General features: G+C 45.9%; 25 protein-coding genes. 9 read left to right on the top strand and 16 right to left on the bottom strand.

Annotation, left to right across the window (positions count from 1 at the left end; translation table 11 throughout):
- Nucleotide 1: 1 nt before the first annotated feature.
- The 7 genes from minD to H8K33_RS19130 all read right to left on the bottom strand — a co-directional run bounded on the left by minD (nt 2) and on the right by H8K33_RS19130 (nt 5,474).
- Nucleotides 2-817 (bottom strand): septum site-determining protein MinD, encoded by an 816-nt coding sequence (gene minD / locus H8K33_RS19160; protein WP_186892679.1) that lies wholly within the window; start codon nt 815-817, stop codon nt 2-4.
- 69 nt (nt 818-886) lie between these two features.
- Nucleotides 887-1,675, bottom strand: a complete 789-nt coding sequence (gene minC, locus H8K33_RS19155) for a septum site-determining protein MinC (RefSeq protein ID WP_186892678.1) — start codon at nt 1,673-1,675, stop codon at nt 887-889.
- Nucleotides 1,676-2,081: 406 nt separating this feature from the next.
- Nucleotides 2,082-2,363 (bottom strand): hypothetical protein, encoded by a 282-nt coding sequence (locus H8K33_RS19150; RefSeq protein WP_186892677.1) that lies wholly within the window; start codon nt 2,361-2,363, stop codon nt 2,082-2,084.
- A gap of 787 nt (nt 2,364-3,150) precedes the next feature.
- Nucleotides 3,151-4,128, bottom strand: a complete 978-nt coding sequence (lipA, locus tag H8K33_RS19145; protein ID WP_186892676.1) for a lipoyl synthase — start codon at nt 4,126-4,128, stop codon at nt 3,151-3,153.
- Nucleotides 4,129-4,182: 54 nt separating this feature from the next.
- Entirely contained in the window at nt 4,183-4,848 is a 666-nt protein-coding gene (gene lipB / locus H8K33_RS19140; protein ID WP_186892675.1) for a lipoyl(octanoyl) transferase LipB, read from the bottom strand.
- Nucleotides 4,845-5,072 (bottom strand): hypothetical protein, encoded by a 228-nt coding sequence (locus tag H8K33_RS19135; protein ID WP_186892674.1) that lies wholly within the window; start codon nt 5,070-5,072, stop codon nt 4,845-4,847. Before H8K33_RS19135 ends, lipB begins: the two co-directional genes overlap by 4 nt.
- Before the next feature lie 126 nt (nt 5,073-5,198).
- Nucleotides 5,199-5,474, bottom strand: a complete 276-nt coding sequence (locus H8K33_RS19130; RefSeq protein ID WP_186892673.1) for an HP0495 family protein — start codon at nt 5,472-5,474, stop codon at nt 5,199-5,201.
- 317 nt (nt 5,475-5,791) lie between these two features.
- Between H8K33_RS19130 and H8K33_RS19125 the strand changes: the two genes are divergently transcribed.
- The 4 genes from H8K33_RS19125 (at nt 5,792) to H8K33_RS19110 (ending at nt 8,794) form a co-directional block, all read left to right on the top strand.
- Nucleotides 5,792-6,784 (top strand): DUF2157 domain-containing protein, encoded by a 993-nt coding sequence (locus H8K33_RS19125; RefSeq protein WP_186892672.1) that lies wholly within the window; start codon nt 5,792-5,794, stop codon nt 6,782-6,784.
- Complete coding sequence (locus H8K33_RS19120) at nt 6,781-7,902, top strand: DUF4401 domain-containing protein (RefSeq protein WP_186892671.1); 1,122 nt, start codon at nt 6,781-6,783, stop codon at nt 7,900-7,902. Before H8K33_RS19125 ends, H8K33_RS19120 begins: the two co-directional genes overlap by 4 nt.
- Nucleotides 7,895-8,458 (top strand): GDYXXLXY domain-containing protein, encoded by a 564-nt coding sequence (locus H8K33_RS19115; RefSeq protein ID WP_222613501.1) that lies wholly within the window; start codon nt 7,895-7,897, stop codon nt 8,456-8,458. The genes H8K33_RS19120 and H8K33_RS19115 overlap by 8 nt, the downstream gene beginning before the upstream one ends.
- Before the next feature lie 87 nt (nt 8,459-8,545).
- Nucleotides 8,546-8,794 (top strand): hypothetical protein, encoded by a 249-nt coding sequence (locus H8K33_RS19110; RefSeq protein ID WP_186892670.1) that lies wholly within the window; start codon nt 8,546-8,548, stop codon nt 8,792-8,794.
- A gap of 82 nt (nt 8,795-8,876) precedes the next feature.
- On the opposite strand, the gene H8K33_RS19105 is transcribed toward H8K33_RS19110, so the two are convergent.
- Genes H8K33_RS19105 through H8K33_RS19095 form a run of 3 tightly spaced genes read right to left on the bottom strand, consistent with a single transcriptional unit; the run spans nt 8,877 to nt 11,043 of the window.
- Nucleotides 8,877-10,046 (bottom strand): D-alanyl-D-alanine carboxypeptidase family protein, encoded by a 1,170-nt coding sequence (locus H8K33_RS19105; protein WP_186892669.1) that lies wholly within the window; start codon nt 10,044-10,046, stop codon nt 8,877-8,879.
- A 40-nt stretch (nt 10,047-10,086) separates the two neighbouring features.
- Nucleotides 10,087-10,719, bottom strand: a complete 633-nt coding sequence (locus tag H8K33_RS19100; protein ID WP_186892668.1) for an alpha/beta hydrolase — start codon at nt 10,717-10,719, stop codon at nt 10,087-10,089.
- Nucleotides 10,720-10,725: 6 nt separating this feature from the next.
- Entirely contained in the window at nt 10,726-11,043 is a 318-nt protein-coding gene (locus tag H8K33_RS19095; protein ID WP_186892667.1) for a (2Fe-2S) ferredoxin domain-containing protein, read from the bottom strand.
- Nucleotides 11,044-11,199: 156 nt separating this feature from the next.
- Between H8K33_RS19095 and H8K33_RS19090 the strand changes: the two genes are divergently transcribed.
- Nucleotides 11,200-11,511: a hypothetical protein gene (locus tag H8K33_RS19090; protein ID WP_186892666.1), complete on the top strand. Its 312-nt coding sequence runs from the start codon at nt 11,200-11,202 to the stop codon at nt 11,509-11,511.
- Between the two features lie 32 nt (nt 11,512-11,543).
- On the opposite strand, the gene H8K33_RS19085 is transcribed toward H8K33_RS19090, so the two are convergent.
- From H8K33_RS19085 to H8K33_RS19060, 6 genes are all read right to left on the bottom strand, one after another.
- Nucleotides 11,544-12,671 (bottom strand): VanZ family protein, encoded by a 1,128-nt coding sequence (locus H8K33_RS19085; RefSeq protein ID WP_186892665.1) that lies wholly within the window; start codon nt 12,669-12,671, stop codon nt 11,544-11,546.
- An 18-nt stretch (nt 12,672-12,689) separates the two neighbouring features.
- Nucleotides 12,690-13,334, bottom strand: a complete 645-nt coding sequence (locus tag H8K33_RS19080; RefSeq protein ID WP_186892664.1) for an ABC-type transport auxiliary lipoprotein family protein — start codon at nt 13,332-13,334, stop codon at nt 12,690-12,692.
- Between the two features lie 106 nt (nt 13,335-13,440).
- On the bottom strand, nt 13,441-14,373 hold the full coding sequence (locus tag H8K33_RS19075) for an MlaD family protein (protein WP_186892663.1): 933 nt from the start codon (nt 14,371-14,373) through the stop codon (nt 13,441-13,443).
- Entirely contained in the window at nt 14,363-15,211 is an 849-nt protein-coding gene (locus H8K33_RS19070; protein ID WP_186892662.1) for an ABC transporter ATP-binding protein, read from the bottom strand. Before H8K33_RS19070 ends, H8K33_RS19075 begins: the two co-directional genes overlap by 11 nt.
- Before the next feature lie 15 nt (nt 15,212-15,226).
- Complete coding sequence (locus H8K33_RS19065) at nt 15,227-16,351, bottom strand: MlaE family ABC transporter permease (RefSeq protein ID WP_186892712.1); 1,125 nt, start codon at nt 16,349-16,351, stop codon at nt 15,227-15,229.
- Nucleotides 16,352-16,411: 60 nt separating this feature from the next.
- Nucleotides 16,412-18,238, bottom strand: a complete 1,827-nt coding sequence (locus H8K33_RS19060) for a phosphoethanolamine transferase (protein ID WP_186892661.1) — start codon at nt 18,236-18,238, stop codon at nt 16,412-16,414.
- Between the two features lie 436 nt (nt 18,239-18,674).
- On the opposite strand from H8K33_RS19060, the gene rpsL reads away from it, so the two are divergent.
- The 4 genes from rpsL to H8K33_RS19040 form a co-directional block, all read left to right on the top strand.
- The gene (gene rpsL / locus H8K33_RS19055; RefSeq protein ID WP_186886132.1) at nt 18,675-19,058 is read left to right on the top strand and encodes a 30S ribosomal protein S12; all 384 of its coding nucleotides are present in this window, start codon (nt 18,675-18,677) and stop codon (nt 19,056-19,058) included.
- Between the two features lie 191 nt (nt 19,059-19,249).
- Nucleotides 19,250-19,720 carry a 30S ribosomal protein S7 gene (gene rpsG / locus H8K33_RS19050; protein ID WP_186892660.1) on the top strand — a complete coding sequence of 157 codons (471 nt, stop codon included), beginning with the start codon at nt 19,250-19,252 and terminating at the stop codon, nt 19,718-19,720.
- A 144-nt stretch (nt 19,721-19,864) separates the two neighbouring features.
- A complete protein-coding gene (fusA, locus tag H8K33_RS19045; RefSeq protein ID WP_186892659.1) occupies nt 19,865-21,970 on the top strand; it encodes an elongation factor G in 2,106 nt (701 codons plus the stop codon).
- Between the two features lie 84 nt (nt 21,971-22,054).
- A partial coding sequence (locus H8K33_RS19040; protein WP_017454492.1) for a GTP-binding protein occupies nt 22,055-22,177 on the top strand: 123 nt, incomplete at its 3' end.

Below are 22,177 nucleotides of genomic sequence, written 5' to 3'. Positions count from 1 at the left end.
CTTACTTACCTCCGAAAATACGTTGCAGCAAACCTGGCTTTTCATAATCGACAAAGCGTAGCGGTGGTTGCTCACCTAAGAAACGTGCGACAACGTCAGTGTAGGCTTCAGAGACATCGCTACCTTTGACATGAATCGCTGGGTTACCATGATTTGACGCATGCAAGACCGCTTCTGATTCTGGAATTACGCCAATTAATGGTATCCGCAGAATTTCTTGAACGTCAGTGTAAGACAACATTTCGCCCGCTTCGACACGTTTTGGTGAGTAACGAGTAATCAGCAAATGTTCTTTGACCGGCTCACCGCCCGCTTGAGCACGTTTGGACTTGGCCTGAATAATGCCGAGAATACGATCAGAATCGCGTACAGAAGATACTTCAGGATTAGTCACTACCACCGCCTCATCGGCAAACGTTAATGCCATCACAGCGCCACGTTCGATACCAGCTGGCGAGTCGCAGACGATGTATTCGAAATCCATTTTGATCAAATCGTTTAATACACGCTCGACACCTTCTTCGGTGAGGGCATCTTTGTCACGGGTTTGCGAAGCGGGCAAAATGAATAAATTGTCGCAATGTTTATCTTTGATCAGTGCCTGATTCAAAGTTGCCTCGCCACTAATCACATTGACCAAGTCGTACACCACGCGGCGTTCGCAGCCCATAATTAAATCGAGATTACGCAGACCGACGTCAAAATCGAGAACGGCAGTTTTATGCCCACGTAGCGCCAGACCAGAAGCGAAACTTGCGCTGGAAGTGGTCTTGCCTACACCGCCTTTACCGGATGTTACAACGATGATTCTTGCCACAGGGTACTCCTTTGTTAAACTTGATAATAACTAAGACGAAAATGAAGCGATAGTTGAAGTTGATTTCTGTTAAGCCGATTTCAGTGATGATACTTCAATACTGTCACCGACCAATTTGATTTGTACAGGCTGGTTTGCCGCTAGTTTTGGGAAGCCTGCATCAAAAGTTTGGTAGATGCCAGCGATAGAGACTAATTCGGCCTCCATCGCGGTTGCAAAAATACGTGCGTTGGTATTGCCACGGGCACCAGCTAGAGCGCGTCCTCGCAACGGTGCATAAATATGAATGCTGCCGTCCGCAATGACTTCGGCGCCATTATTTACAGAGGCAGTAACAATTAAGTCGCAGCCACGTGCATAAATTCTTTGTCCTGCTCGCACTGGTGTATCGATAATCATCGCAGGAATATGCTCAACCGCAGCGGGCATTGTTGCAGCTGTGGGTAATGCTTGTGGTTCTGGTTTTACAGAAATCGTCACTGGCGCAGGTGCTATTGCATCGGCAACTGCACCTACATCCTTAGGTAATTCAGGTTTTGCTTTGCTAACGACATCAATACTCAGCCCGTGAGAACGAATTTTTGCATGCTGCTCCTCTGCCGCATTACGTACCGCAACAGCGTTCAGTCCGCATGATTTGAACAAGGCGATAATTGCTTCCCAATCCAAAGTTTCATTTGCGATACTTTCCACATCAATGATTGCGAATTCATCATCGAAGAAATCAGGTGTTCCGCCAGTCATTTCTTTCAGGGCGACTTCAAGCGTGGTGAGCACAGCTTCATTCAGCATGACGGCAATTGCCACAACCGTGGATATTTTTATTTCTATAGGTTTGCGGGTCAGGCTATTTTGCATATTGCAGATCAATCAGAAATGAAAAAAATAAAGTGAGCTTAATGCATTGATTAGATAGTTTATTATGAAATTTATAAACCACCATTTTCTGTGTTAGACGGCTTTGTTCAAACGCGAAAACCCAGAAAAAACAATCATTTTTGCACAGGCTCCATCCTACCAATTGATTGCCCACTTAGCAAAAAAACTGCGCAAAAAACGCGCAAAAGCAGTAGATTCCCTGAATTTGTCGGTGCAATCGCGACGAAGAAGTCACAATGCTTAAATTGCATGGGGTTTTTATGCACATCCTTGAATTATTGAGGATGTATTGAAAATGCGATCTAGATATGTAAAAGAAGTAAGTCTTTAGTTTTGGTCCCCAACGAAGTCATCAATATTTATTCGACATCAGTTTAAAAAATGCTCAAAACGGCAATCCTGAGGCCTGATCGCTGACACGTCGACCAAAACTACGACGCCTGCCATTATTTTTTCTGGTATCGATATAGGGCTGACAATTTACCGTACGTCTTTCTTGTTGGCGTCGGTCTACACTTACTCTTCGCTCTATTTGTGGCCAAGTTTTTGTGCGTGACTGTGCTGTCTCGGTAGGCTGATATTGCCCAGACAATATCGAGCCAGAAGAGATCGTTTTCTTAGGTGCAGAAATGTTCTCAAAGATAGTAAAAATTCGCATGAAACTCATGCCGACCTCCCAAATGCTGACATACATGAATGCTGAGTGCGTGGCTCTAAAAGCAGATTCTGTGCCTGTTGTGCGACGCACTTCTTGAGAGAAGAATTATAGGAAGCTTGTGCACTATCGTGGGGCACCGACTGTGAACGATGTATAAATCTGTAGAGATATCCGCTGTAAAGTGCCGTTTTTTACATGTAAAAAATTAGCGTCCGCTCTATTGGTGCTTGTTCAGACTTTTTTTGCTGTTTTAGAAGCTGGGACTTTATCCCTTCATCCTTTTAGCGAAATAGGGCGATAAGTGTTTTGGGCATCGTTCGCCCTACGTCCAGCTGAGCGTCTTCGGCCTTGCATTTTTCGGGTGTTGAGAAACGTAGCTTGCTGTTTTTCGCGTCTTTCCAACGCACGCCTGTCCGTTTGTTGACGGCGCTCTTCGATGATCTCGGTCGCTGCACCTGTTTGTGATGACCCGTCAGCAGCGTTCACCCGCGATGAATCGCTCCGATACATGTCTGTAGCCGGTTGTTGATAGTCAAAGATGCGCGTAAGTTGAAGCGGTAACATGGTCAGCGATGTTAAAAAACGAAACATCGTGCTGTAACGGCAGAAAATGGCGGAAACTTTAGGAAAGTCCTTAATAAACAATAACTTGCATTATGGCAATGTGTATCGATATCGTGTAAAAGTTGAACTCATAATGAAAAAAACGGCATACCTTGCGAGTGGTATGCCGCTTCTGTTGGACTCTATTTCGATCACTCTATTTATTTATAGGCTGAAATAGCTTTCATTTTTCTTAGGTTCCCACCCCATGCGCCTGTTGATCCGCATGGTAGGAAGACCTAACCATGGCGCCAACTGCTGCATGGGCGAAGCCCATTTTGTAGGCTTCTTCTTCAAACATTTTGAATACGTCAGGATGCACGTAACGGCGCACTGGTAAGTGATGACCGCTTGGTGCTAAGTATTGGCCGATGGTCAGCATGTCGACATTGTGCGCACGCATGTCGCGCATCACTTGCAGGATTTCTTCGTCGGTTTCACCCAAGCCAACCATGATGCCGGATTTGGTTGGTACGTTTGGATGTTGTTCTTTGAAACGCTTTAACAAATTCAACGAGTATTCGTAGTCTGAACCTGGACGTGCTTCTTTGTAAAGGCGTGGAGCGGTTTCCAGATTGTGATTCATGACATCTGGCGGTGCCATGTTGAGAATTTCTAAAGCTCTATCCATGCGACCACGGAAATCTGGTGTCAGAATTTCTATGCGTGTCATTGGTGATAGTTCGCGGATTTTGCTGATGCACTCAGCAAAGTGCGCTGCGCCGCCATCGCGTAAATCGTCGCGATCAACGGAAGTGATGACGACATAACTCAAGCGTAATTCGGCAATGGTTTTTGCCAGATTCAAGGGTTCGTTGACATCAAGCGGATCTGGGCGGCCATGACCGACATCGCAGAACGGGCAGCGACGTGTGCATTTGTCGCCCATGATCATGAAGGTCGCGGTGCCTTTACCGAAGCATTCGCCGATATTCGGGCAACTCGCTTCTTCGCAGACGGTGACTAATTTATTCGCGCGCAGAATATCTTTAATTTCGTAGAAACGTGTCGTTGGTGAACCAGCTTTGACGCGTATCCAATCAGGCTTAGGCAATCTTTCTGCTGGCACGATTTTGATAGGAATACGGGAAGTCTTACTCGCACCCTTTTGTTTTTCTGTTGGGTCGTAGTTGGTATTGTCGGTGGCGAGTGGGGTATTTTCGGTAGTCATAGCTCAGTTCATTGCTCAGTTGGTCGTTTAATTCGTAGCTAATCAGTAGCTCTATTAGGCGACGGTCAATAAATGTTGTAAACGCTTTGCTAAGGCAGTTTGTACTTGCTCCAGCGGGACTTGTACTTGCAGCGTTCGCATGTCAATGGTGGCAAGTCCTTCGTAGCCACAAGGATTAATCCAAGAAAACGGCTGCAAATCCATCGTCACATTCAGCGATACACCATGATAAGTACAGCCATTCGCGCGTACTTTTAATCCTAGTGCGGCAATTTTTGCACCTTGCCATTCACCATCTTTCAGGTAAATTCCGGGCGCTCCGGCAATGCGTTCACCGGCGATATTATACGCTGCCAAGGTGTCGATCACCGCTTGTTCGATTTGATGGACGAATTCGCGCGCGAATAAACGGCCTTTAGTGTGACGACGTTTGAGATCAATCAAGAGATAAATCACTACCTGGCCCGGGCCATGAAAAGTGACTTCACCACCGCGATCAGTTTGAATCACGGGAATATCATGCGGGGCTAGTACATGCGATTGATCTGCGCCAAGCCCCAGTGTAAATACCGGTGGGTGCTCGACTATCCAGAGTTCATCTGGCGTATCGGCAGTGCGTGCGTCGGTGAAAGCGCGCATTGCAGAGAAGCTGGTTTGATAGTCTTCTTGTCCACGCTGACGGATGGTAATTGCCAGCGGATCGATGCTCGCGTCAATCATCTTTGTTCCGCCAGACGTTTGACTGTGACTCTTTGGATGAAAAATTGTCCATCTACGACTTTGCGAAACGGAATGCCATCTAAGACAAAACCAGGTCCACCTGTTGCGATCCAAGATTGCGCAAGGCGATCAAAAGCAACGGGATCTAATCCCAGCATTGGCGCCGAAATAACGAAGCGGGCACCGACTTTTTGTTTGTCTACGATGGATTGTAAGGCTTGCATGAAGATGAAATGTTTCTATGTGAAGTGCTGGTAAGACTAAGTGCGAATTGCAGCGAATCGTAAAAAGCCAAGAAAAGCCGGATTTCAGCGTATTCAGTGCAAAACGCCCTGAAAAATTGAATTAACTTACAGCACCATCTTGACCATAGGATGAGCCGATAAATCGCGATACAAATTGTCGAGTTGCTCACGATGAATCGCACGGATAGTCACGGTCAATGCCAGATAATTGCCCTTGCTAGACGGACGCATTTCTAATTTGCCTGCATGAAAAGTCGGGTCGTGAATCATCACCACTTCGACGATGGTTTGGGCAAAGGAATCCTGCATCACACCCATCACTTTGATGGGGAAGTCGCAAGGATATTCAATAAGGCTGTCTTCAGGTTTGATTTCGTGCATGATAAAACTTCTTTAAAAGGCAATTTGAGTGGGGTATTGACAGGTTTTTTGTGAAAAATCGCTAAAATTTGCGATTTTTACCTGTTTCTCAAGCCTAAATGGGGGCAATTCCACCAAAACCAATAGTTTGAACCCCTATCTGGCAGACTGCAAGCCTTGTTTATCTAAGCGGCTGTAAAACACTTGTGACTTTCATTTGGGGGCGCAGATTTTGCGCCTAAATGCGGTATGGCTTGCCACTTTAGGATTTTTGCTAGACGTCTTTACGGTGGTGGGTGTTACTATTGTTGCACTGTTTTCTTTTGTTGGGAGATAAGATGGAGTCGTCAAACATAGTACTAGATTGGATCGCGCAAGGGCGGGTGAAAGCTGGTCACGAAGTCATTGCGCTGGACTTGGCAGGCATACAACCGAAAGCCGCGCAGTGGCGACGTTTTATCGACCAGATGCTTTTGTGGTGTGGCGTGATTGCGCTCGGTGCCGCATTGATTTTCTTTTTAGCCTACAACTGGCAAACGATGGGGCGCTTCGCTAAATTCGGTCTAGCAGAAGCCGCGATTGTTTGTGCATTAATCGCTTGTTGGAAGCTTGGTTTAGAGAGTACCGCAGGTAAAGCCAGTTTGTTATTAGCTAGTTTATTTACCGGTGCTTTATTAGCCTTGGTTGGACAGACCTATCAAACTGGTGCAGATACTTATGAATTGTTCCTCGTGTGGGCGATCGCGATCACGGCATGGGTATTGCTCGCGCAATTAGGTGCGATGGTTTTATTTTGGCTGGGTCTGGTGAATCTTAGTGTGCTTCTATATTTTCATACTTTTGGTGGATTTTTTGGCTTACTGTTTAGTTCAAGCAATCAGTTATGGGCGATGTTGATATTGAATGCAGTGGCATTATTGATGTGGGAATGGCTGCGCTGGCGTGGTGTGCGCTACTTACAAGCGCGCTGGTCGGTGCGGGTTGTCGCGACCTTGGTGGGAGTGTTGGCAACGACGTTAATGCTAGAGGCAATTCTTAGTGACGGTGATCGGTATCGTCAAATAGGCCAGTCAGCTAACTTGCTTGCAATCCTCACCTACCTCGTTTGGGCACCGCTGACTTTATGGGTGTATCGCCGCAAAGTGAAAGACTTGTTTGTGTTGGCGGGTCTAGTCTTGAGCTTAATTATCACGTTCAACGCGTGGTTAGCACGCGAAGTGCTCAGCCACAGCGAAGCCGCAGGGTTCTTACTAGTCGGATTGATGATCATCGGTTCGTCCGCTTTGGGCGGTATCTGGCTAAAGAAAATGGTGAAGGAGATCCAGTCATGAATACCTCACAACATGAGTTGCTCACGCCAGTGTCGATCTGGACACGCTTACTGCAAGCAAAAATAGTCGATGGCGATATGCCTGCGCTTGATCATGCGCAAACTGCGACCCAGCCTTGGTATATACGCGTGATGCTGGGGTTTTCTGGTTGGCTTGGTGCCTTATTTTTGATGGGCTTTGTCGGCATTTTGTTCAGTCTTGCCAGAGATAATGGCATCGTTACGATTTGTATCGGTGGTGGCTTATGCAGCCTTGCTTATCTGTTGTTCCGCATACCTGGAAACAATGATTTCTTGTTGCAGTTTGCGCTAGCGGTCAGTCTGGCTGGACAAGGTTTTTTTGTATTTGGTTTGTTTCAAGAATTTCGTAGCGATGGTGCTGGAGTGTATCTGGCGATCCTATTGTTTGAAGTCTTGTTGACGGTGACTGTTTCGAACTGGATTCATCGTTTCTTGACGACTTTGGGTGCGGTGTTCGCCGCCTATTTTTTCTTCCAACAATCAGCAATTTTTGGACTCATGCATGGCTTGGTGGCATTGGCCGCTTGTGGCTTGTGGTGGTCGCCAATTTTGTTGCGTAGACCAGAATTGCTACGCCCGATTGCTTATGCGCTAGCTTTTGCTTTGTTGTGCACGGAAGGTGGGCGATTTGTCAGCAGATTGGCATTTGATCCCAACCACGGCTGGTGGCTATTACACGGTTGGCGTGTTGGTACTAGTTTGGCGAATTTGGCACTTCTTACCGCTACCGTCATCGTATTGCAAAGGCAGCAGTTCACGTTGAACTCCTTACCTGCAATATTAAGTTTAGTGGCCGCGATTATTCTATGTGGATTTTCTTATGTTGCGCCTGGCTTAAGTAGCGCGCTTTTATTAATTCTGATTGCGTATAGTTTTTCTGACCGGGTTTTGCTTGGCGTGGGATTAATCGCACTGCTGAGTTTTGTGTCGCATTATTACTATCAATTACAAGTGACTTTATTGTACAAATCAATCGTGTTATTGGGATTGGCAGGCTTACTGTTGACTAGTCGTTTTTTGTTGAAACGTCTTTTCCCCATCGCTGACTCGACAACATCAGCGACAGATAACTTGGAACAGGAGTCAGAGCATGTTTAAGTCTTCATGGAAGTTAAGTGCCAGATTGAGAATGTGGCTGGCGATACTCGCGGGCGTCCTGATTTTGGGCGCGGTTAATTTTTCGATTTATCAGCGCGAACAATTACTCAAGCATGGTCGTTTTGTATTGCTTGAACTAGCACCAGTAGATCCGCGTTCTTTAATGCAAGGCGATTACATGGCTTTGCGTTTTCAAGTGGCGAATCAGGCTTTTCCAAATTTTCAATGGGGAAGCCAACGCGCGACCGATGAGGCCAGTGCGATTGCTCCTGATGGTGCCTTAGTCGTCAGTGTCGATCAACACCAGCGTGCGCATTTTCAAAGGATTGCAAAGCGCGGGGAAGTGCTTGCCCCAAATGAACTCTTGATGCGCTATCGGATTCGCAATGCTCAGATGAAGTTTGCGACCAATGCATTTTTCTTTGAAGAAGGGCAGGCGCATCTTTACGAGAAGGCGCGTTATGGAGGATTCCGTGTGGCAGACAATGGTGAAATGTTATTAAGCTCTATGCATGCGGCTGATTACATGCTTTTGCAAAAGCAATCGGACCAATAAGAAACATATAGCTTGGACTTTTGGACGAAATCAAAATGCGTCGACAAATTCTTGTATGATGGCGAAGATTTCACTTAAGGAAAAATGATGCCTAAAAATTTGCAAAGACAATGGTGGTTTATGTTTCCCATCACTTTCATCTCTGGATATGCCGCTTATTTATTGGTGAGTGCTGCTGGAATCGGTGGATTAGAAACCTTGGCGCAAATGTTGGTGTTCGCATTGTGTTTCGCAGCACTGCGCACGGGTTTGCAATTTATCTCATGGCTGGGGATCGTGGCCTTTTTGCCTAAGTTAGCAAAGTCGGTGTTGGATCAGGAAGCGGCTTTAAAGTAAGCACAAGATCAGCAGCAAGAAGTAAAAAGCCCGCGATGACTTGATGTGATCGCGGGCTTTTGATTTTTCTCGTCGAGAGAAATTACTTGAACAAAAGACGAAGAGAATCCCAGGCACGCCCAAAGATACTCGCTTGCGGCACTTCTTCTAACGCTAATACTGGAAATTCGGCAACAGCTCTACCATCCAACATCATCTTCATGGTACCGATTCGGCTGTTCGCAGCGATAGGCGCGACTAGTGGATCTTTGCGTTCCAAGGCTGGTTTCAAACGTGCGGCACTGCCTTTGGGTAAGGTGACATACAGATCTTGATTGAAGCCGACCTTGATTTTGCCTTGACTACCTTTCCACACATCTAAAGTCTCGATGGCTTGTGCTTTATCGTAGAGTTTGACGGTGTCAAAGTTTAAGTAACCCCAGTTCAATAATTTCAAACTTTCTTGTGCGCGGATTTGGTCACTTTTGGTGCCTGTCACAATGGAAATCAAGCGACGTTGGCCAGTCCCATTAGGACGATTTGCCGATGAAATTAAGCAATAGCCAGCCGCTTCCGTATGGCCGGTTTTCATACCATCGACAGTTGGGTCTAACCACAACAAGCGATTGCGATTCGCTTGGGTGATTTTGTTATAGGTATAACTCTTGGTGGAGTAATAGGTTTTGTAATACTCAGGGTGATCAGCGATTAAACGTGATGCCAAAATGCCCAGATCATATGCAGTTGAAAAATTATCTGGGCTAGGCAGGCCATGTGAATTCGCATAACGTGTTGCTTTCATGCCGAGACGCGCAGCTTCGCGATTCATTTGCACCACGAAGGCGTCTTCACTACCAGCAACGGCTTCCGCTAGGGCGACGGAAGCATCGTTACCAGATTGAACGATCAAACCGAACAACAGGTCGTTGATGCTCACTGGTGTCGCTGGATCGATAAACATTTTGGAGCTACTTGCATCGACTTTCCAAGCGCGTGTCGATACTGTAATTTGTTGATTGATGTCTAAGCGCTTTTCTTTGAGCGCGTTAAATACCAAGTAGGCTGTCATGATTTTGGTCAGTGAAGCTGGCTCGATTTGTAAAGTCGCATTATCAGAGTTAATAACTTGATTGCTAGTCGCATCTAACAGCACCCAAGATTTCGCATCAATCAGTGGCTTAGGCAGGGTTTGCGCTTGGGCGAGAGACACATTGGTTAGCGTCACTGCGATAAGCGCGAGTGAAGAGAGCAGGGAAGACAAAGTTTTTTTCATTGGAGATTAAGCAAAATAGAAAAGAAAGTAAATAATCGGGTTAGGTCCACAAATCACTGATAATTTTTTTGATATGCGGCAAACGACGATGAAAGAAATGATCGGCTCCGGGAATCACCACCACCGGAATGTCTTGTGGCCGCAGCCACTCAAACACCGCTTGCAATGGAATCGTATCGTCTAGTTCGCCATGAATCAAAATCGTATCGGCTGGAATATCTGGCATAGCCCATTTGCCCGCAGCGGCGCCGACTAAAACCAGTCTTTGCACAGGAATACCCGCGGTCGACAAACGTTGGTGTAAGCGCGATTGCACGAAAGTACCAAAAGAAAAACCACTCAATACCAAGGGCAGATCAGGGTAACGTTGACGCATGTGCTGCAACAGCGTTTCCATGTCGTCAGTCTCACCAATGCCAGCGTCGTGTACGCCTTCGGATTGCCCAACGCCACGAAAATTCATGCGGACAGTAACGTAACCAAGCGAGATAAAAGTGCGCGCCAGCGTTTGCGCGACTTTGTTTTCCATCGTGCCGCCAAAGAGCGGATGCGGATGTGCTACCAGCGCCAAACCTGTTGGTGCAGGAAATAATTCAGGATCGGGATGATTCACAGCACATTGCAGTTGACCTGCTTTGCCTGGAATAAGAAATTGCTCGGTGTGGATATTCATAAATCTTTATACTTTGAGACGTTCAACCACGCCACCACCGATCAAATCGACATCAATAATTTCGTCGATATCACTTTGATCTACATAGGTGTACCAAGTGCCTTGTGGATAGACCACCAGCACCGGACCTTGTTCACAGCGATCTAGGCAACCGGCTTTATTGATGCGAATTTTGCCTGCGCCATTCATGTCGAGTTGCTTGATACGACGTTTAGCATGCTCTTGTGCAGCTTGCGCGCCACTTTTGGCGCAGCATTGGCGCCCATCATCGCGGTCATTCAAACAAAAGAACACGTGTTTTTGAAAATAGAGATTGTCAGACATGAGATTTTTTCATTTCTGCGAATTAGTGAATTTCGCGTGGCAGATGAACAGAAGGCGCTATGATACATCGAATTGAAATCGTGAATGCGGCGATCGCTGAACATGATCAGCGAATTTTCCCCTGTTATAAACGTATTTTTTGGAAGTGGAAATATCATGCTAAAGCTAAATTGGATTGTCACCACTGTTGTCGCCGTTGCGCTATGTAGCGCTTGTGGCAAACAAGCGAAGCCTATCGAGGCGTCGGCGCCTTCATCTGCTAGCGCCATAGACGAGCCTGCTTTCAAGATTGCGGAGGAACAGCGAAGGGCGTTGGAGGCAGCGAAACAAGTAGAACAAGATTTGCAGAAGGCGGCAGATCAGCAAAAGCGGGCAATTGAAGTAGCAACTGAGGCAGCAACTGAGGCAGCAACTGAGGCAGCAACTGAGACGGCAACTGAGACTGCAAGCCAAGTTGGAACACGATGAAATCGAAATCGGGGTAACTAGGTCAACACGTCCTAAGTCGTTTGCGCCTTTTGAGTAGATGGTTGATATTTAAGTAAATACCAAATCGCAATGAAAGGCCAGGTTACCGATAGAAATTGCGCGGCACCGTAAAAATTCAGCATTTTCCCCTGCACCATGGTTTGTAAGGTATTTAAAAAGTAGGGGTTGCTGGGGATTAAATTGACCATCAGCAGGCTGATGCCCAGTAACAGCACGGCAAGTCGTCGTTGCGCATGACTGGGCGCGAAGGAAAATCCATACAGCATGATGGTACTAATGAATATGCCACCTTTAGCGCCGGGTGCCAGCCATAGAAATGCATTTTCTGGTTGAAACATCAATGCAGTTGATAAGGCTTTGACCGCGAGGCCTGCGATCAGTAGCAGACAAGCGAGCGCAAATTTTGGCGCATGTCGGTTAAGTAAAGACAGGCAAATCAAAATGGCGCCAGTGCAGGCGCTGGCGGTTATGATGGTTTCTGACAGTAAATAGGTTTCTGGGCTCAACTCGATACCATGTCTGAGATAGGCGCTCAGATCGATGTTCACATCCAAATATTCCTCACACCATAGCGATAGCACTGGCAATATTTGACCGTGACCAAATAAAAAAGCTTGCGGGAAAATCTGCGCAAGAGGCCACAAGCCAAGCACGACTAATTCTGGTGACGATTCACGTTGTAGCCACTTAGTTCGCAAGGACTGTAAGCGACCACTCTCTAAAATAAGCGGTATCAGTAGTACACCACACAAAGCTCCCAAGATGCCGCCTGCCGCATTGGTGATTAAATCTAACAGCGAGGTGACGCGATTGGGCAGAAAAAATTGAATACTCTCCATCAACAAACTCATGCCGCAGACACTCAGACTTGCGAGTAAAAAAGACCAGCGTGATCGAAGTAGTGGATATAAAGAGAAAACCAGCAAAACGCCAAATGGAATATATCCAATCACATTCACGATGGCATCGAACTTTGACCAATAACGAGGCCATTGCGAAAGTTGCGCTGTGAAGGCGGCAAGGTTTTCAAAATGCCAGTCTGAGAAAGGATACAAACTGGCGTACACAATCAACACCGCATAAGCTACCAAGCTGGCGCGAGATAAAGGTGATGCGCTGAGCTCTTGATTCGATGCCATGCGTTTGCGTGAATAAGTTTAGTTGCGAACTGGATTAGAAACAGTGTTTGATGTGACTTGAGTCTGTAACCAGGCAATAAGTTCCCCAATCGCTAGGTCAGTTGCTTGCGGCATCGCTTGCGCACCACCTTTGGCATCGGCACTTTCGCATCGTGTTTGTGTCTGAAAAACCTTCTGTGCGATTAACTGATTATTGTTGATCAAGCTGGCACGCCAGCGTAGTTGAACCTGACTTTGCGTAGGGCTGGAAAAATGTTGGGAAAATTCTTCGAGTTCTAATTTCAATAGCGGCAAATTTTTCACGCCATCGCTGGCTGCGAGCACCGCGCCACCTGCTTGATTGATATGCGTCTTGATTCTTTGTTTCAATAGTTGCGCCGGAGGCATGCTCCAGCGACTTTGCGCATAAGGACGCAACTCTTGCGCATTTTCATATTGCAATCGGTATAGCATTGCAGAGCCTTCTAAACTAGCGGGAACTTGTATTTCAGCCAGCAGGATTTTTAGTTTGTTACTTGCGCTGTTGTTGGTTGTGATCGACGTACTGCCAAAGTCAAACTGCTGATGTGTCACCGGTGTTGCACAGGCAAATAATAGGCTGGCGATTACTAGTGCGAAGGACGCGCGAGTTACCGTCGTGATGGTCAATCTTGAAGAGTTCATAAAATATCCTGCGCAAAAATCTGATGGAGTACATGCATGGAAATGGCGATTTAGGGAGTGGCCTGAGTTAAGCTAAGCGGAGCTAAGTTGATGTAAAAACGTCGCCTCATTGCTTTTTGAAACCAACTTCACCAGGCCCTGGTGGAATCGATTTTGGACCAAACAACAGGCTTTGTGGACGCTCATTAAAATTGTCGGTGCTGCGTTGCATGCTACGTAGTGTGCCACCTGCATCCAACACCAGGCTGTTAATCGCCGGCAGGGTTTCGTACTGCAGGCGATGACTTAATTGTTCAACATTGTTGCTAAGGCGGGTGATGCTGCCATTTTCGCCTTGTAAATTGTTGATCAGCTGGTTCAGGTTGCTACTGGTGTTTTTTGCATTATCTGAAAACTGTTTAAACGCCAAAGCACTTTCCCGTGCTTGCGCAATGGTTTGCGGCAAGCTGGTGAGAACGGGATCTAGTTTTGCCGGCAATGTTTCCCACGCAGCGGCAGTCTTACCGATTTGTTTGACGGTATTGGCAAGCGATGCGCGATTATCTTCGTCAAGCAAAGCATTGAGGCGTTTACTGAGTTCTTCCGTTTGACTCAAAATGACCAAGCCGCGTTTTTCAACTTCTTGTAGTAAGCCCGGACGCAAGGGAATGCGCATTCCCAACTGTGAATCAGGCACAAGTGCAGCGGGTTTGCTGCCATCGTCATCCAGTTCAATAAACGCGATGCCAGTTACGCCTTGATAGCCCAGTGTGGCGTAGGTGGATTGGGTGATTGGCGTGTCGGAAACAATATCTAAATTTAATAATAATTGTCCCGGCACCTTTTTGTCGAAATCGATATCGGTTACTTTGCCGACTTTGATGCCTTTATAGCGCACTGCGGCCTGTATATTTAAACCAGATACTTTTAATGATGTGGCGATGGTATAGGGAGTACGCTGAATTTCATCTTTGCCCAGCCACAATGCAAACACGCTGGCCAAAATAGCGAGGCCAATTGCGAACACGCCAGCGATCAGCGCGTGAGATTTACTTTCCATGAGGTGCTCCTGATGCTAGTTCAATGGCATGTTGCTGGATATTTGCTTGAGGTAAAACTTCCATCGCGCGGATACCGCGACCACCACGGAAGTAAGTTTGAATGAATGGATGTTGTACTTGCGTGACTTCTCTGGCTGTTCCAACCGCAATCATTTTTTTATCGGCAATCACACCTATGCGTGAGGATAAGGCAAACAAAGTATCGAGATCGTGTGTGACCATAACAACGGTGAGTTTGAGTAACTGATGTAATGATTGGATGAGGTTGACGAAACTGTCTGAGCTATCAGGATCTAAGCCAGCTGTTGGTTCATCTAAAAATAATAATTCAGGATCAAGCGCAATCGCACGTGCTAAAGCAATGCGTTTGATCATACCGCCCGATAAATCAGAAGGCATTTTTTTGGCATGCTCAAAACCAATGCCCGACATATGTAACTTCAGATAAGCGATATCCATAATAAGTGACTCGGGCAAATTTCCCAGCTCACGTAGCGGTTGCGCCACATTTTCGACGACATTTAATGCCGAGTACAAAGCGCCGTGCTGAAATAACATGCCAGAACGACGGCGCAAATGTTCAAGATGCTGCTGTTTTGGCGCATGAATATTATCGCCAAACACTTCGATGACGCCGGCTTTTGGAATCTCTAAACCCAAAATCTGGCGCATTAAAACGGTTTTGCCTGAACCTGATCCGCCAACGATGGAAAAGATCTCCCCACGCTGAATTTGCAGATTCAGATCATCATGAATCACAGTGCGACCGAATTGCGTGCGCAAATGTTGTATGTCTATGATGGTTTCGCTGCGGATTGGGGCGGTTTGGTTTTGCATAATATTTTCGTCAAATTAATACGCAACGTGACGGAACAAGACCGCGAAAAACGCATCGGCAATAATCACTGAGGTAATCGAAACGACCACTGAACTAGTTGTGCCTTGCCCTAGACTTTCTGTATTGGGTTTAATTCTGAGTCCATAATGGCAAGCGATCACGGCGATCAATATCCCAAACACGACACCCTTTCCTAATCCTATCCAATAATTACTCAGACTAACGACATCTGGCAATTTATGTAAAAAGAATCCTGGTGACATATCAAGGATGAATTGGGCGGAAATAGCGCCACCGATTAAGGCCATCACATCGGTCCAAATGACGATCAACGGCATGGTGATAGCCAATGCAATGACTTTAGGCATGATCAAACGGAAGCCTATCGGAATTCCCATGACCCGCATTGCATCAAGTTCTTCGGTGACTTTCATCACGCCCAATTGGGCGGTAATCGCTGAGCCAGAACGTCCTGCAATGAGAATCGCGGCTAACATAGGGCCGAGTTCGCGAATAATACTGATGCCCAATAAATTGACGATGAATAAATCGCCGCCATAACTTCTCAATTGTTGACCGGACAAATATGAGAGCACAACGCCAATTAAGAGTCCGACCAGCGCAGTGATCGCCATTGCCTGAAACCCGGTACGATATATATTTGCGGAAATTTCTTTCCATGGTCCACGCATGGGGTGTCGTGCGAATCTTGCCAAATCCAATACGAGTTGACCAAGCAATTCCGTCACGCCAATCACGTGTAAAGCAAAGTTGAGTGAGAGGCGACCGAGTTTGCCAAAAGGCGGAACTAAGGGTTTTTGTGGTGCTAACAGAGGAATCGCCTGGACTTCAGCCAAACGATCAAACAAAGCCTGATGTTGTTCGCTGACTTCAAGATGTTGAGGGAAACGTTTTCCCCAGCTCAGCCATAAAAGCTGCGCACCAATATGATCTAAGGCGCTGAGCTCGCTTAAATCCCAATGTAATTCCGTTCTGCGCTTCGCAGTTTCTAGGCCAGCATTAATGGTCTGCATTAAGCTTGGTTCGACCAGCATATCTGTCAGCCATGCTCCCTGTACCTGGACGGTAGTGTGCTCAGATTCGAGAAAAAGCAAAGTGGGAGTTGTATCGCGGCGCATAGCTGAAGTGTAAGTCACAAATTCTCTGTGAGCAATTGATATAAAAAAGCTGCTTTTGAATTATTTTTCTTGCGTCAGCGGGGTCTTGTTGTCGATCACTTCTTTACAATCGCCTTTCAAGTACGCATCGTCATAGTGTGTCCAGCCGTAACTATCCACATAGCGAGTATGGTATCGCCACTGCGGACTAAAAACACTGCGCTCCAATTTTTCGTCGGGGTAGCGGATATCAACCATATCAACTAAAGAGTGAAAGACATTTTCTGTTGATAGCTTTGCGTTTTGATGTTCTTTCAATTGAGTGATTTTATGCGGATGTTGTGCTGCGTATTGATTGGAATACCAAACAAACGCTGGAATGTGAAATTCATATTTTGTATTGTGCCCATGAAAGGCGAGATTACAAGAGCCGTCATAAAGTGTCTGGCCGTGATCAGAGACATACCAAAGTGCGGTCATGTGTGGCATTGCTTTGAGTTGCGTAATCATTTTCGACAGTACCCAATCGTTGTATAAAATCGAATTGTCGTAGCTATTATTTAATGCCTCTTTATTTTTTAAATTGGTATAGGCTGGATTGGGAATTCCAAACAGCGATGGTTTCCACTGATCGTATTCTTGTGGATAGCGGTGGCTGTAGTTCCAATGGTTGCCGAGACTATGAATCACAATTAATTTATTGGGGGCACTATCGTCTAGCGCATGTTGTAGTGGTGCGAATAAAATTTGATCGTAACTGGAATTATTAGTAAATCCGCCTAAATTCAGAAACTGCACAACATCCGCCTCTTTTGCGATGACGGAGCTTGGTGTGTCAAATTGACCGAAGCTCATTTGATTGGAAATCCAAAAGGTTTTAAAGCCTGCTTCTTTGTAAGCGCTTAAAAAAGATTTTTCATTAAAGCCCGCCTTTAAACTCTGCGTCGCAGGTTTGCGTGTCGTGATAATCGGAACGGACAAGCGGGTCGCAGCAACAGCAGTGATCATGTCATGGAAGCTTACTAAATTTTCTTCTTGCGCTAAGTGGGGATTGGTATTGCGCTGATAACCATTCAAACTCCAGCGATCGTAGCGAGAAGACTCACCGATGACGACAACAATTGTTTGTTGAAAATCATTGCCAGGCGCTTGTGTCGCGTGAAAGCGAAAAAGGCGACTTTTTTCGTTTAAATTTCCGAGGTAGGTTCGCTCTTGATAAAAATCGACAATGCGAGCCCAAATTCCTAGCGGCCAGCTTCGGGAGAAGCTTTCTAGGTCATAAAATTCTTCTGCCCAGCTAGGAAGTGGGGCTTGTTGATCGAGGTATTCCTCCAGACCCGCCCATGAACGTATTTGTGAGAGCCTGATTTCTGTTGATGTCGTGCTGGAGGGTTGACTGCTTGATGCGCTGGCGACCCCAACTCGAGCGCCATAGCTCCAACAAATAAAGACGCTACAAATGATGGCAAGGCTAATCCAGCGAGACCGATGATGCCAGTCAAGTTCGCGTATTGTCTTGGCTGCAGGTAGCAAGGACCACCACCAAGCGAATGTCGCTAAGAAAATGATTATTAGAAGCCAGACTTTGTTGCCAAGAAATTCCAAGGCTTCTTTAGGGCTGGTCTCGGCGATGATGCCAAGATGATGCGTGGAAATTCCTTGTCCGAAGTAAAGGCGCAAGTAGATTTCAATCGGAATTGCCAGAAAAGCGGGTATCAATGCATAGTGAAACCAGCGCGGCCCCTTAAAGACACTCCAAAGAACTAGCCAACATAGTGTTTCATAGAAAAGTAGTCGCCCAGGCTGCTCAACGGTTTTACCTAATATGTAATTGAAAAAAGGCAGACAACTGATCAAAAAATAACTTGCAATTAAGTAATATTTGGATGAGATGATAAATTTAGGCATTCAGCAAGGCTACGGTAAACTAGATTGGATTGCGCAATTTGGAAGGCGGTGCGGGCGGTTTCGCGATCAATCGCTGATCACAGTCTTAGGATTGTGGGGTATTTTTGCTACGAAAGAAAGTAGCCCATTAGGTAAAAAGTGCTGCGACGTAATACAAATCCGTTTTTAGATGCTGATGCCAAGCTTCAACGTGGAGCTAAGTCGTTGTTTTCATTGTTTTTCATTGACTTTGTCCAAATTAAAGGTGTACACTCGCGAGTTCTCGATTTTATATGGTTTATTCTTACGCACTGCTAATTTGTATTTAAGCATGTGTATGAGCGTGAATGGTCGAGGGCTTGCAGACTTTGTTTGCGAGTGAATATATAGATTTTAAGTGCCCGGGCAACCGTTTCCGGGCGTGTGTTTAACGTTGTATTTTGTTGGATTAAAAACGATGCCAACCATCAATCAACTGATTCGCCAACCACGTGTTTCTGCAGTGGTTAAGAGCAAATCTCCGGCGCTGGAAAACAGCCCGCAAAAACGCGGCGTATGTACTCGCGTTTATACGACAACTCCAAAAAAGCCTAACTCGGCTTTGCGTAAAGTTGCCAAAGTACGCTTGACCAACGGTTTCGAAGTTATTTCGTATATCGGCGGTGAAGGCCATAACTTGCAAGAACATAGCGTAGTTTTGTTGCGCGGTGGTCGTGTAAAAGATTTGCCGGGTGTGCGTTACCATATGGTTCGTGGTGCTTTGGATACTCAAGGTGTTAAAGACCGTAAGCAAGCTCGTTCCAAATATGGTTCTAAGCGCGCTAAGGCTGTTAAGAAGTAATCTTCTAATTCATTGGAATTTTATTTTACAGTCAACTTGTAATTTTTCTGTAACTAAGCCTCAGTAAAATCTCCGTAGTTCGGAGAGGTGTCGGTCTCGAATGAGCCGAGTAAGTGGTGGCTATGATGGCTCACCGCGAGCGTTGATAAATCTGTTGTCGACCGCTCAACTGAAGATTGAAAGGAATTGAAATGCCACGTCGTCGTGAAGTCCCGAAACGGGATATTTTGCCGGATCCAAAATTCGGTAATGTTGAAGTATCAAAATTTGTTAACGTGTTGATGTTGTCTGGCAAGAAGTCTGTTGCTGAAGGCATTATCTATGGCGCGTTTGATCACATCCAAACTAAATCTGGTAAAGATCCTTTGGAAGTGTTCGCAACTGCAATCAACAATGCTAAGCCATTGGTTGAAGTTAAATCCCGCCGCGTTGGTGGTGCTAACTATCAAGTTCCAGTTGAAGTTCGTCCAGTTCGCCGTTTGGCTTTGTCTATGCGTTGGTTGCGTGAAGCAGCGAACAAGCGTAGCGAAAAATCTATGCCACAACGTTTGGCTGGTGAATTGTTGGAAGCTGCTGAAGGTCGCGGCGGCGCAATGAAGAAACGTGATGAAGTGCATCGTATGGCTGAAGCCAACAAAGCCTTCTCCCACTTCCGCTTCTAATTTATTTAGTCGTTGCGTTAAAAGTGAGAGGCCATTGTATGAAATTTTTACAGTGGTTTTTCCAGGTATATTGAATCAGGCCGGGCGTGATTTCTTCTTGAAAATTACGCTCGGTTTTGTCCATTAAAAGATTTAGGAATAGCTATGGCCCGTAAGACCCCCATTGAGCGCTACCGTAATATCGGTATTTCGGCTCACATTGATGCTGGTAAAACCACGACAACCGAACGTGTTTTGTTCTACACCGGTGTAAATCACAAAATCGGTGAAGTGCATGATGGCGCGGCTACCATGGACTGGATGGAGCAAGAGCAAGAGCGCGGTATTACTATTACTTCCGCTGCGACAACTTGCTTCTGGAGTGGTATGGCGAACAATTTCGCACCACACCATATCAATATTATTGATACCCCAGGCCACGTTGACTTCACAATTGAAGTTGAGCGTTCTATGCGTGTTTTGGACGGTGCTTGCATGGTTTACTGTGCAGTCGGCGGCGTTCAGCCACAATCTGAAACAGTTTGGCGTCAAGCTAACAAGTACAAAGTCCCACGTTTGGCATTCGTCAACAAGATGGATCGTACTGGCGCGAACTTCTTCAAAGTATATGATCAAATGCGTGCGCGTTTGAAAGCAAATCCAGTGCCTTTGCAAGTACCTATCGGCGCTGAAGATTTGTTCGAAGGCGTGATCGATTTGGTTAAGATGAAAGCGATCATCTGGGATGTTGCATCTCAAGGTATGAAGTTTGAATACGGCGAAATTCCTGAGAATTTGTTGGCTGACGCGAAAAAATGGCGCGAAAACATGGTAGAAGCAGCTGCTGAAGCCAGTGAAGAATTGATGAACAAATACCTTGAAGAAGGCGATTTGTCTGAAGCTGAAATCAAAACTGCTTTGCGTCAACGTACGATCGCTTCTGAAATCGTTCCAATGTTGTGCGGTACTGCGTTTAAAAACAAAGGCGTTCAGGCGATGTTGGATGCGGTTGTTGAGTACTTGCCATCTCCAGTAGATATTCCACCAGTTCCTGGTACGAATGAAGATGATGAGCCAGTCGTTCGTGAAGCTAAAGATACAGAGAAATTCTCTGGTTTGGCGTTCAAGATTGCAACTGATCCGTTCGTTGGTCAATTGTGCTTCGTGCGTTGCTACTCAGGTACTTTGAATTCTGGTGATACGGTTTATAACTCTGTTAAAGAGAAAAAAGAGCGTATTGGTCGTTTGGTTCAGATGCATGCAAACCAACGTGAAGAAATCAAGGAAATGTTGGCGGGTGATATTGCTGCGGTGGTTGGTCTGAAAGATACAACAACTGGTGATACATTGTGCGACGAAAAAGCGATCGTTGTCTTGGAACGTATGGTGTTCCCAGAGCCAGTTATTTCTCAAGCGGTTGAGCCAAAGACTAAGCAAGATCAAGAGAAAATGGGCTTGGCATTGAACCGTTTGGCGGCTGAAGATCCATCTTTCCGCGTACGTACTGATGAAGAATCTGGTCAGACAATTATCGCTGGTATGGGTGAATTGCATCTGGATATTATCGTTGACCGTATGAAGCGTGAATTCAACGTGGAAGCAACTGTTGGTAAGCCACAAGTTGCGTACCGCGAAACAATTCGCAAAACTTGCGAAGAAATCGAAGGTAAGTTCGTTAAGCAATCTGGTGGTCGTGGTCAATACGGTCACGTTGTATTGAAGATCGAACCGCAAGAACCAGGTAAAGGTTTCGAATTCGTTGACGCGATCAAAGGCGGTACAGTTCCACGCGAATACATCCCAGCAGTTGAAAAAGGTGTTCGTGAAACATTGACTTCTGGTGTGTTGGCTGGTTACCCAGTGGTTGACGTTAAAGTAACATTGTTCTTCGGTTCATACCATGACGTCGATTCCAATGAAAACGCGTTCCGTATGGCGGGTTCTATGGCGTTTAAAGATGGTTGTCGTAAAGCAAGTCCAGTTATTCTGGAGCCGATGATGGCCGTTGAAGTAGAAACACCTGAAGACTACGCTGGTACAGTGATGGGTGATTTGTCCTCACGTCGCGGTATGGTTCAAGGTATGGATGAGATTGCTGGTGGTGGCGGTAAGATCATTAAAGCTGAAGTGCCATTGTCTGAGATGTTTGGTTACTCAACTTCTTTGCGTTCAGCTACTCAAGGTCGTGCGACTTATTCTATGGAATTCAAGCACTACTCTGAAGCACCGAAGAATGTTATCGATGCAATCGTTACATCTAAAGCTAAGTAATTTAAATCGGAAATCCTGTCTCGCAAACGTGATGTGAGTGAGGCAGGTAATTAATCTAATCGTTCTTTTTGAAGGAAGAATAAAATGGCAAAAGGTAAGTTCGAACGCACCAAGCCGCACGTTAACGTCGGTACAATTGGTCACGTGGATCACGGTAAAACGACATTGACAGCAGCGATTGCGACAGTATTGTCTAAGAAATTTGGC

This window comes from Affinundibacterium amnicola, assembly GCF_014284275.1.
Classification (GTDB): domain Bacteria; phylum Pseudomonadota; class Gammaproteobacteria; order Burkholderiales; family Burkholderiaceae_D; genus Undibacterium; species Undibacterium amnicola.
Note: the sequence above shows the minus strand (reverse complement) of the source record. Positions and strands in the feature narration are given on the sequence as shown.